Here is an 11,250-nt window from a genome sequence, read left to right on the forward strand (position 1 = left end):
AAAGTAAGTCATTTGAGAATGCTGAGCCAAGTTTAGGGTTTTCTCAAAACCCAAGCAGTATTGAACTGAAGAGTTTGATCATGGCTCAGATTGAACGCTGGCGGCAGGCCTAACACATGCAAGTCGAGCGGATGAGAAGAGCTTGCTCTTCGATTCAGCGGCGGACGGGTGAGTAATACCTAGGAATCTGCCTGGTAGTGGGGGACAACGTTTCGAAAGGAACGCTAATACCGCATACGTCCTACGGGAGAAAGCAGGGGACCTTCGGGCCTTGCGCTATCAGATGAGCCTAGGTCGGATTAGCTAGTTGGTGAGGTAATGGCTCACCAAGGCTACGATCCGTAACTGGTCTGAGAGGATGATCAGTCACACTGGAACTGAGACACGGTCCAGACTCCTACGGGAGGCAGCAGTGGGGAATATTGGACAATGGGCGAAAGCCTGATCCAGCCATGCCGCGTGTGTGAAGAAGGTCTTCGGATTGTAAAGCACTTTAAGTTGGGAGGAAGGGCAGTAAGCGAATACCTTGCTGTTTTGACGTTACCGACAGAATAAGCACCGGCTAACTCTGTGCCAGCAGCCGCGGTAATACAGAGGGTGCAAGCGTTAATCGGAATTACTGGGCGTAAAGCGCGCGTAGGTGGTTCGTTAAGTTGGATGTGAAATCCCCGGGCTCAACCTGGGAACTGCATCCAAAACTGGCGAGCTAGAGTAGGGCAGAGGGTGGTGGAATTTCCTGTGTAGCGGTGAAATGCGTAGATATAGGAAGGAACACCAGTGGCGAAGGCGACCACCTGGGCTCATACTGACACTGAGGTGCGAAAGCGTGGGGAGCAAACAGGATTAGATACCCTGGTAGTCCACGCCGTAAACGATGTCAACTAGCCGTTGGAATCCTTGAGATTTTAGTGGCGCAGCTAACGCATTAAGTTGACCGCCTGGGGAGTACGGCCGCAAGGTTAAAACTCAAATGAATTGACGGGGGCCCGCACAAGCGGTGGAGCATGTGGTTTAATTCGAAGCAACGCGAAGAACCTTACCAGGCCTTGACATCCAATGAACTTTCCAGAGATGGATTGGTGCCTTCGGGAACATTGAGACAGGTGCTGCATGGCTGTCGTCAGCTCGTGTCGTGAGATGTTGGGTTAAGTCCCGTAACGAGCGCAACCCTTGTCCTTAGTTACCAGCACGTTATGGTGGGCACTCTAAGGAGACTGCCGGTGACAAACCGGAGGAAGGTGGGGATGACGTCAAGTCATCATGGCCCTTACGGCCTGGGCTACACACGTGCTACAATGGTCGGTACAGAGGGTCGCCAAGCCGCGAGGTGGAGCTAATCTCACAAAACCGATCGTAGTCCGGATCGCAGTCTGCAACTCGACTGCGTGAAGTCGGAATCGCTAGTAATCGCGAATCAGAATGTCGCGGTGAATACGTTCCCGGGCCTTGTACACACCGCCCGTCACACCATGGGAGTGGGTTGCACCAGAAGTAGCTAGTCTAACCTTCGGGAGGACGGTTACCACGGTGTGATTCATGACTGGGGTGAAGTCGTAACAAGGTAGCCGTAGGGGAACCTGCGGCTGGATCACCTCCTTAATCGACGACATCAGCTGTCTCATAAGCTCCCACACGAATTGCTTGATTCATTGAAGAAGACGATTAGGTTAGCAACCTTCGATTGGGTCTGTAGCTCAGTTGGTTAGAGCGCACCCCTGATAAGGGTGAGGTCGGCAGTTCGAATCTGCCCAGACCCACCAATTTGCTGGGGCCATAGCTCAGCTGGGAGAGCGCCTGCCTTGCACGCAGGAGGTCAGCGGTTCGATCCCGCTTGGCTCCACCACCCCGCTTGCCAGTTTGTCAAAGCTTAGAAATGAATATTCGCGTCGAATATTGATTTCTGAACTTTATCAGAATCGTTCTTTAAAAATTTGGGTATGTGATAGAAAGATAGACTGGACAGCACTTTCACTGGTGTATGTTCAGGCTAAGGTAAAATTTGTGAGTAATTACAAGTTTTCGGCGAATGTTGTCTTCACAGTATAACCAGATTGCTTGGGGTTATATGGTCAAGTGAAGAAGCGCATACGGTGGATGCCTTGGCAGTCAGAGGCGATGAAAGACGTGGTAGCCTGCGATAAGCTTCGGGGAGTCGGCAAACAGACTTTGATCCGGAGATCTCTGAATGGGGGAACCCACCTGGCATAAGTCAGGTATCTTGTACTGAATACATAGGTGCAAGAGGCGAACCAGGGGAACTGAAACATCTAAGTACCCTGAGGAAAAGAAATCAACCGAGATTCCCTTAGTAGTGGCGAGCGAACGGGGACTAGCCCTTAAGTGGCTTTGAGATTAGCGGAACGCTCTGGAAAGTGCGGCCATAGTGGGTGATAGCCCTGTACGCGAAAATCTCTTAGTCATGAAATCGAGTAGGACGGAGCACGAGAAACTTTGTCTGAATATGGGGGGACCATCCTCCAAGGCTAAATACTACTGACTGACCGATAGTGAACCAGTACCGTGAGGGAAAGGCGAAAAGAACCCCGGAGAGGGGAGTGAAATAGATCCTGAAACCGTATGCGTACAAGCAGTGGGAGCCTACTTGTTAGGTGACTGCGTACCTTTTGTATAATGGGTCAGCGACTTATATTCAGTGGCGAGCTTAACCGAATAGGGGAGGCGTAGCGAAAGCGAGTCTTAATAGGGCGTTTAGTCGCTGGGTATAGACCCGAAACCGGGCGATCTATCCATGGGCAGGTTGAAGGTTAGGTAACACTGACTGGAGGACCGAACCGACTACCGTTGAAAAGTTAGCGGATGACCTGTGGATCGGAGTGAAAGGCTAATCAAGCTCGGAGATAGCTGGTTCTCCTCGAAAGCTATTTAGGTAGCGCCTCATGTATCACTGTAGGGGGTAGAGCACTGTTTCGGCTAGGGGGTCATCCCGACTTACCAAACCGATGCAAACTCCGAATACCTACAAGTGCCGAGCATGGGAGACACACGGCGGGTGCTAACGTCCGTCGTGAAAAGGGAAACAACCCAGACCGTCAGCTAAGGTCCCAAAGTTATGGTTAAGTGGGAAACGATGTGGGAAGGCTTAGACAGCTAGGAGGTTGGCTTAGAAGCAGCCACCCTTTAAAGAAAGCGTAATAGCTCACTAGTCGAGTCGGCCTGCGCGGAAGATGTAACGGGGCTCAAACCATACACCGAAGCTACGGGTATCACTTAGGTGATGCGGTAGAGGAGCGTTCTGTAAGCCTGTGAAGGTGAGTTGAGAAGCTTGCTGGAGGTATCAGAAGTGCGAATGCTGACATGAGTAACGACAATGGGAGTGAAAAACTCCCACGCCGAAAGACCAAGGTTTCCTGCGCAACGTTAATCGACGCAGGGTTAGTCGGTCCCTAAGGCGAGGCTGAAAAGCGTAGTCGATGGAAAACAGGTTAATATTCCTGTACTTCTGGTTATTGCGATGGAGGGACGGAGAAGGCTAGGCCAGCTTGGCGTTGGTTGTCCAAGTTTAAGGTGGTAGGCTGAGATCTTAGGTAAATCCGGGATCTTAAGGCCGAGAGCTGATGACGAGTTGCCATTAGGCGACGAAGTGGTTGATGCCATGCTTCCAAGAAAAGCTTCTAAGCTTCAGGTAACCAGGAACCGTACCCCAAACCGACACAGGTGGTTGGGTAGAGAATACCAAGGCGCTTGAGAGAACTCGGGTGAAGGAACTAGGCAAAATGGCACCGTAACTTCGGGAGAAGGTGCGCCGGTGAGGGTGAAGGACTTGCTCCGTAAGCTCATGCCGGTCGAAGATACCAGGCCGCTGCGACTGTTTATTAAAAACACAGCACTCTGCAAACACGAAAGTGGACGTATAGGGTGTGACGCCTGCCCGGTGCCGGAAGGTTAATTGATGGGGTTAGCTAACGCGAAGCTCTTGATCGAAGCCCCGGTAAACGGCGGCCGTAACTATAACGGTCCTAAGGTAGCGAAATTCCTTGTCGGGTAAGTTCCGACCTGCACGAATGGCGTAACGATGGCGGCGCTGTCTCCACCCGAGACTCAGTGAAATTGAAATCGCTGTGAAGATGCAGTGTATCCGCGGCTAGACGGAAAGACCCCGTGAACCTTTACTATAGCTTTGCACTGGACTTTGAATTTGCTTGTGTAGGATAGGTGGGAGGCTTTGAAGCGTGGACGCCAGTCTGCGTGGAGCCATCCTTGAAATACCACCCTGGCAACTTTGAGGTTCTAACTCAGGTCCGTTATCCGGATCGAGGACAGTGTATGGTGGGTAGTTTGACTGGGGCGGTCTCCTCCTAAAGAGTAACGGAGGAGTACGAAGGTGCGCTCAGACCGGTCGGAAATCGGTCGTAGAGTATAAAGGCAAAAGCGCGCTTGACTGCGAGACAGACACGTCGAGCAGGTACGAAAGTAGGTCTTAGTGATCCGGTGGTTCTGTATGGAAGGGCCATCGCTCAACGGATAAAAGGTACTCCGGGGATAACAGGCTGATACCGCCCAAGAGTTCATATCGACGGCGGTGTTTGGCACCTCGATGTCGGCTCATCACATCCTGGGGCTGAAGCCGGTCCCAAGGGTATGGCTGTTCGCCATTTAAAGTGGTACGCGAGCTGGGTTTAGAACGTCGTGAGACAGTTCGGTCCCTATCTGCCGTGGACGTTTGAGATTTGAGAGGGGCTGCTCCTAGTACGAGAGGACCGGAGTGGACGAACCTCTGGTGTTCCGGTTGTCACGCCAGTGGCATTGCCGGGTAGCTATGTTCGGAAGAGATAACCGCTGAAAGCATCTAAGCGGGAAACTTGCCTCAAGATGAGATCTCACTGGAGCCTTGAGCTCCCTGAAGGGCCGTCGAAGACTACGACGTTGATAGGTTGGGTGTGTAAGCGCTGTGAGGCGTTGAGCTAACCAATACTAATTGCCCGTGAGGCTTGACCATATAACACCCAAGCAATTTGCGTCGAACGACCAGATTGCGGTGTTGTGAAGACACAGTAAGCCGAAGATTTGTAGCTCACGAACATCACATACCCGATTCGCTGGAGTGTCTGAACAAGACCTTCTGGCAACAGAATTTCTTGACGACCATAGAGCATTGGAACCACCTGATCCCATCCCGAACTCAGTAGTGAAACGATGCATCGCCGATGGTAGTGTGGGGTTTCCCCATGTGAGAGTAGGTCATCGTCAAGATTCAATTCCGAAACCCCTATCTGCATTTGCAGGTAGGGGTTTTGTCTTTGTGGCCTGTTCTGCGCCAAGGCTGGCTCCTGCGCGGTTGTGCTCCCACAATTGGGGCAACGACACTAGAATAGGCCCCGACGTTTTTACTCAGAACCCTTCTATGCCCGACCCTGACGATCGCGATTCACTCGCAGGCTTGCCGCTGGATCAATTGGTGGCGTGCCACGAATGCGACCTGCTGCTGCGCAAGCCCGAGCTCAAGACGGATGAAAAAGCGCAATGCCCGCGCTGCGGCTATGAGTTGTACGCCCATCGGCACAATGTGGTCGAGCGCAGCCTGGCCTTGGTACTGGCGGCCTTGCTGCTCTACGTGCCGGCGAACTTTCTGCCGATCATGCAACTCCATCTGTTGGGCCAGAACTCCGATGACACGGTGTGGAGCGGTGTGATCGGCCTGTACAACAGTGGCATGGGTGGCGTGGCGGTGGTGGTGTTCCTGTGCAGCATGGCCATTCCACTGCTCAAGCTGCTGTGTCAGCTGGTGGTGTTGCTGACCATCCGCTTGAACAGGGGCCGCAGCTACGGCCTGCTTCTTTACCGTTTTTATCACCACATGCGCGACTGGGGCATGCTTGAGGTCTACCTCATGGGCGTACTGGTCGCCATCGTCAAGCTGGTGGATATGGCCGAACTCAGCCTAGGGCTTGGCTTGCTGTGTTTTGTCAGTTTGTTGCTGGTTCAGGTCTGGCTGGAAGTGGTGATGTCCCCCCACCAGATCTGGGTAGCCTTGTCGGGAGAAGATGTGCATGCGGGCGATTGACGCAGGAATACTGATCTGTACCGAGTGTCATGAGCTCAACCGCCAGGAGGCGGGCGCCAGCAGCCAGACCTGCACACGCTGCGGGGCGCTGGTGCATGCACGCCGGCCCAACAGCCTGGCCCGTACCTGGGCGCTGCTGATTACCGCGGCCATCCTGTACATACCGGCCAACGTGCTGCCGATCATGACGGTCAGCACCCTGGGGCAGGGCAGCCCCGACACCATCATGTCCGGCGTCATCACCCTGATGCAGCACGGCATGCTGCCGATCGCGGCCGTGGTGTTCATCGCCAGTATTCTGGTACCTACCTTCAAGCTGGTGGGCATCGCCCTGCTGTTGTACTCGGTGCAGCGCCACCAGCCGCTGTCGGCACGCCAGCGCATCGTGATGTATCGCTTCATCGAATTCATCGGCCGCTGGTCGATGCTGGATATCTTCGTCATCGCGATCCTGGTGGCGGTGGTGAATTTCGGCCGGATTGCCAGTGTCGAAGCCAACCTGGGGGCCGTCGCCTTTGCCAGTGTGGTGATTCTGACAATGCTTGCTGCAGTAACTTTCGATCCCCGACTGATTTGGGATAACACGGAGTCGGATGACGACCATGAGTGATTTGCCTACGGCTAAAACCCGCCCAGCTTCGAACTGGTCGGCCATCTGGATACTGCCCCTGATCGCATTGGTGATCGGTGGGTGGCTCGGCTGGCAGGCTTACCGTGAAGCGGGGGTGAACATCGAGGTTCGCTTCGAGAGCGGCGAGGGTATCGTCGCCAACAAGACCGAGGTGGTCTACAAGGGCATGTCGGTGGGTAAGGTCAAGAGCCTGGTACTTGACGACAAAGGCCGCAACAAAGGTGTCATCGCCACCATCGAGATGAACCAGGTGGCCGAGGAGCACCTGCGCAAGAACACTCGCTTCTGGCTGGTCAAGCCAAACGTGAGCCTGGCCGGGATTACCGGGCTGGAGACGCTGGTATCAGGCAACTACATTGCCGTGAGCCCGGGCGATGGCGAGCCGAGCAAGCGTTTCAATGCGTTGAGCGAAGCACCGCCGATGTCCGACAGCGTGCCCGGCCTGCATCTGACCCTCAAGGCCGATCGCCTGGGGTCGCTCAACCGTGACAGCCCCGTGTTCTACAAGCAGATCCAGGTTGGCCGGGTGAAGAGCTACAAGCTCTCCGACGACCAGGGTACGGTCGAGATCAAGGTGTTCATCGAGCCGGGCTATGCCGACCTGGTGCGCAAGCACACGCGTTTCTGGAACGCCAGCGGCGTGAGCATCGATGCCAACCTGTCGGGCGTGAAGGTGCGCAGCGAGTCCCTGGCCAGCATCGTTGCCGGGGGTATCGCATTCGCTACCCCCGAGCACCGCAAGGACAGCCCGCCCACCGACCCGAACCTGCCGTTCCGTCTTTTCGAAGACTTCGACGCCGCCCAGGCGGGTATCCGGGTCAAGGTCAAGCTGAGCGACTTCGAGGGCCTGCAGGCGGGCCGTACGCCGGTCATGTACAAAGGTATACAGGTAGGTTCGCTGAAAGCCCTGAAGGTCGATGCCGACCTCTCCAGCGCCATGGCCGAGCTGACCCTGGACCCGCTGGCCGAGGACTACCTGGTCGAAGGCACCCAGTTCTGGGTGGTCAAGCCGTCGATCTCCCTGGCGGGTATCACCGGCCTGGAGGCGTTGGTAAAGGGCAACTACATTGCTATCCGTCCCGGCGACAAGGGCGCCTCGCCTCAGCGTGAATTCGAAGCCCGGGCCAAGGCCCCGCCCCTCGATCTGAAGGCGCCCGGCCTGCACCTTGTGCTGTTCAGCGACAACCTGGGCTCGCTCGAGGTTGGCAGCCCGATCCTGTATCGGCAGGTAAAGGTGGGTAGCGTGCAAAGCTACCAGTTCTCCAGGAAGCAGCAACGCCTGCTGATTGGCGTGCACATCGAGCCCGAGTACGCCAACCTGGTCAATGGTTCGACGCGTTTCTGGAACGCCAGCGGCATTACCCTGACTGGCGGCCTGTCGGGCATCCAGATCAAGAGCGAGTCGCTGCAGAGCCTGATGGCCGGTGGCATCGCCTTCGATACGCCGAAACAGAATGTACCGCTCAAGCGTCGTATCCCCACCTTCCGCCTGCTGGCCAACCAGGAAGCGGCGGATCGCAAGGGCACCAGCATCACCATCAAGGTGGACCGTGCGGACGGCCTCAAGGTCGGCACCCCCATACGCTTCAAGGGGCTGGATGTCGGCAAGGTCGAAGCGGTGGACCTGGCGGAGGACCTGCAATCGGTGACGCTCAAGGCGCAGATCACCGAGGTGCCCGAGCGTATTGCGCGTGTGGGCACGCAGTTCTGGGTAGTCAAGCCGGCGCTGGGTATCGTCAAGACGGCCAACCTGGAGACGCTGGTCACCGGTCAGTACCTGGAAGTGCAACCGGCGGCGAAGAATCAGGGCCCGCAGCGCAACTTCGTGGCCTTGCCCGAGCCACCGGACCTGACCGCTCGCGAGGCTGGCCTGCCGGTGGTGCTCAGCGCTGCTCGACGCGGGTCGATCAAGGTCGGTGTGCCGGTCACCTACCGTGAAGTGCCGGTGGGCAAGGTCACGGGGTACGAACTGGGGCAGACAGCGGATCGCGTGCTGATCCATATCCTGATCGAGCCACGCTACGCCTCGCTTGTGCGCGGTGGCAGCCGTTTCTGGAACAGCAGTGGCTTCGGCTTCGATATCGGCCTGTTCAAGGGTGCTACGGTGCGTACCGAGTCGCTGGAGACCCTGATCGAGGGTGGCATTGCCTTCGCCACGCCAGACGGCGACAAGATGGGCAACGCAGCGTTGCCGCAGCAGACCTTTGCCCTGTTCGACAAGGCCGAGGACGAATGGCTGCAATGGGCGCCGAAGATCCCGCTCGGCAAGTAGGCAAGGCATAGCCCTTCGCCGACCAGGCCGTCTCCTGCAGGAGTCAGCCTGGTCGGCGAAGGGAGCGGCCCTGTCTTCCCGGCATCATCAAATCGCAGGCAATAAAAAACCGACCCTAGGGTCGGTTTTTTAACAAGCGTCGCTTAGGCAGCTGCAGCAATCTTCAGTGCCTTGATGTGGCCATTCAGACGGCCTTTATGGCGAGCAGCCTTGTTCTTGTGGATGATGCCTTTATCGGCCATGCGGTCGATAACTGGAACAGCCAGGATGTAAGCAGCTTGCGCTTTTTCGGCGTCTTTTGCGTCGATGGCCTTGACTACATTCTTGATGTAGGTGCGAACCATGGAACGCAGGCTGGCGTTGTGGCTGCGACGCTTCTCAGCCTGTTTTGCACGTTTTTTGGCGGAAGGTGAGTTGGCCACCGTCGAGCTCCTCGAAAGACTTGGTAAATAGCAAACAAAATAGGCCGCGAATCATGCCGATGAGTTGATCGGTTGTCAAGGGCGCTTGTTAGGTTCCGCTGAGCGGTCGATTCGCTGGAGGGGATGATTCCCTTCTGGCGCATGACCTGTAAACTCGGGAGTTTTGCTCTGTCTGCTTTGCGCGGCGGAGTATCGCATACTTGGATGCCGTTTAGGCCTCTCCTTCATCCATATGGCATGAAAATCTTTCGATGAATCTCCTCAAGTCCCTGGCTGCAGTCAGTTCCATCACCATGGTGTCGCGCGTGCTGGGCTTTGTCCGCGATACCATCCTGGCGCGCATCTTCGGCGCCGGTGTTGCCACCGACGCCTTTTTCATTGCCTTCAAGCTGCCCAACCTGCTGCGGCGAATCTTTGCCGAGGGGGCGTTTTCCCAGGCGTTCGTGCCGATCCTGGCCGAATACAAAAGCCAGCAGGGCGAGGAGGCGACCCGCACCTTCGTGGCCTATGTCGCCGGCCTGCTGACCCTGGTGCTGGCGGTGGTCACGGCGCTGGGGATCCTGGCCGCACCCTGGGTGGTGTGGGTCACCGCGCCGGGCTTCGTCGACAGCGCCGAGAAGTTCGAGCTGACCACCGACCTGCTGCGTGTGACCTTTCCTTATATATTGCTGATCTCGCTGTCGTCCCTGGCGGGCGCCATCCTCAACACCTGGAACCGTTTCTCGGTACCGGCCTTCGTGCCGACCCTGCTCAACGTCGCGATGATCTTCTTCGCGCTGTTCCTCACCCCGTACTTCGATCCGCCGGTGATGGCCCTGGGCTGGGCGGTACTGGCCGGCGGCCTGTTGCAGCTGCTGTACCAGCTGCCGCACCTCAAAAAGATCGGCATGCTCGTGCTGCCCCGCCTGAACCTGCGCGATACCGGGGTATGGCGCGTGCTCAAGCAGATGCTGCCTGCCATCCTCGGGGTGTCGGTAAGCCAGATCTCGCTGATCATCAACACCATCTTCGCCTCGTTTCTGGTGGCCGGCTCGGTGTCGTGGATGTACTACGCCGACCGCCTGATGGAGCTGCCCTCCGGGGTGCTGGGCGTGGCGCTGGGCACCATCCTGCTGCCGACCCTGGCCAAGACCTACGCCAGCAAGGATCGCCACGAGTATTCGCGCATCCTCGACTGGGGCCTGCGCCTGTGCTTCTTGCTGGTGTTGCCTTGCACCTTTGCCCTGGCAATTTTGTCCGAGCCACTGACGGTGGCCCTGTTCCAGTACGGCAAGTTCACCGCCTTCGATGCCGCCATGACCCAGCGCGCGCTGATCGCCTACTCGGTCGGCCTGCTCGGCATCATTCTGGTCAAGGTGCTCGCCCCTGGCTTCTATGCCCAGCAGAACATCCGTACACCGGTAAAGATCGCCATCTTCACCCTGGTGGCCACGCAACTGCTCAACCTGGTGTCCATCGGCTACCTGCAGCATGCCGGGCTGGCCCTGGCGATCAGTGTCGGCGCCTGCCTCAATGCCGGCCTGCTGTACTGGAAGCTGCGCCAGCAGAACCTGTTCGAGCCGCAGCCGGGCTGGACCGCCTACCTGCTCAAGTTGCTGGTGGCCGTACTGCTGATGGCCGGTGTGCTGGTGGCCGGCATGTGGTACATGCCTGCCTGGGAGCAGGGGCACATGCTCGAGCGGTTCCTGCGCCTGGGCGTACTGATTGGCGCAGGCGTGGTGACCTATTTCGGTTGCCTGTACCTGTTTGGTTTTCGTCCACGGGACTTCGCCCGCAAGGCGCTGCACTGATGGCCGGCGCGGGTCAGGCGTCGGTTTTGTGTTTTAGACGCCCTGGCATCGCGCTGCTGCCTGTCGTCGGCGCCCGGGTGTGGTTATAATCGACCACTTTATGAGCAAGAAGC

At 57.0% G+C, this 11,250-nt stretch carries 5 protein-coding genes, 2 tRNA genes and 3 rRNA genes; 9 read left to right on the forward strand and 1 reads right to left on the reverse strand.

From position 1 onward, the window contains the following. The first annotated feature begins 62 nt into the window (after positions 1 to 62). The 8 genes from ACPRTJ_RS14360 to ACPRTJ_RS14395 all read left to right on the forward strand — a co-directional run bounded on the left by ACPRTJ_RS14360 (position 63) and on the right by ACPRTJ_RS14395 (position 8,925). Positions 63 to 1,599, forward strand: a 16S ribosomal RNA gene (locus tag ACPRTJ_RS14360). Between the two features lie 84 nt (positions 1,600 to 1,683). After that, positions 1,684 to 1,760 (forward strand) — tRNA-Ile (locus ACPRTJ_RS14365). Positions 1,761 to 1,767: 7 nt separating this feature from the next. Further along, a tRNA-Ala gene (locus ACPRTJ_RS14370) sits at positions 1,768 to 1,843 on the forward strand. Between the two features lie 224 nt (positions 1,844 to 2,067). Continuing rightward, positions 2,068 to 4,957, forward strand: a 23S ribosomal RNA gene (locus ACPRTJ_RS14375). A 138-nt stretch (positions 4,958 to 5,095) separates the two neighbouring features. Then, positions 5,096 to 5,211, forward strand: a 5S ribosomal RNA gene (gene rrf / locus ACPRTJ_RS14380). The 16S, 23S and 5S rRNA genes sit together here with 2 tRNA genes alongside, the layout of an rRNA operon. Positions 5,212 to 5,362: 151 nt before the next feature. Continuing rightward, positions 5,363 to 6,022, forward strand: coding sequence for a paraquat-inducible protein A (locus tag ACPRTJ_RS14385; RefSeq protein WP_043860301.1), 660 nt, complete (start codon positions 5,363 to 5,365; stop codon positions 6,020 to 6,022). After that, positions 6,009 to 6,632 carry a paraquat-inducible protein A gene (locus ACPRTJ_RS14390; protein ID WP_104572943.1) on the forward strand — a complete coding sequence of 208 codons (624 nt, stop codon included), beginning with the start codon at positions 6,009 to 6,011 and terminating at the stop codon, positions 6,630 to 6,632. The genes ACPRTJ_RS14385 and ACPRTJ_RS14390 overlap by 14 nt, the downstream gene beginning before the upstream one ends. Next, a complete protein-coding gene (locus tag ACPRTJ_RS14395; protein WP_078479466.1) occupies positions 6,625 to 8,925 on the forward strand; it encodes a PqiB family protein in 2,301 nt (766 codons plus the stop codon). The genes ACPRTJ_RS14390 and ACPRTJ_RS14395 overlap by 8 nt, the downstream gene beginning before the upstream one ends. 143 nt (positions 8,926 to 9,068) lie before the next feature. On the opposite strand, the gene rpsT is transcribed toward ACPRTJ_RS14395, so the two are convergent. Then, a complete protein-coding gene (rpsT, locus tag ACPRTJ_RS14400) occupies positions 9,069 to 9,347 on the reverse strand; it encodes a 30S ribosomal protein S20 (protein ID WP_043860304.1) in 279 nt (92 codons plus the stop codon). A gap of 251 nt (positions 9,348 to 9,598) precedes the next feature. Between rpsT and murJ the strand changes: the two genes are divergently transcribed. Next, entirely contained in the window at positions 9,599 to 11,137 is a 1,539-nt protein-coding gene (gene murJ / locus ACPRTJ_RS14405) for a murein biosynthesis integral membrane protein MurJ (RefSeq protein WP_426427046.1), read from the forward strand. The last annotated feature ends 113 nt before the right edge of the window (positions 11,138 to 11,250 follow it).

Source organism: Pseudomonas palmensis, assembly GCF_049942755.1.
Classification (GTDB): domain Bacteria; phylum Pseudomonadota; class Gammaproteobacteria; order Pseudomonadales; family Pseudomonadaceae; genus Aquipseudomonas; species Aquipseudomonas palmensis.

Coding starts and splice junctions, on each gene's coding strand:
- ACPRTJ_RS14385 (WP_043860301.1), top strand. CDS start 5,363: ATGCCCGACCCTGACGATCGCGATTCACTCGCAGGCTTGCCGCTGGAT.
- ACPRTJ_RS14390 (WP_104572943.1), top strand. CDS start 6,009: ATGCGGGCGATTGACGCAGGAATACTGATCTGTACCGAGTGTCATGAG.
- ACPRTJ_RS14395 (WP_078479466.1), top strand. CDS start 6,625: ATGAGTGATTTGCCTACGGCTAAAACCCGCCCAGCTTCGAACTGGTCG.
- murJ (WP_426427046.1), top strand. CDS start 9,599: ATGAATCTCCTCAAGTCCCTGGCTGCAGTCAGTTCCATCACCATGGTG.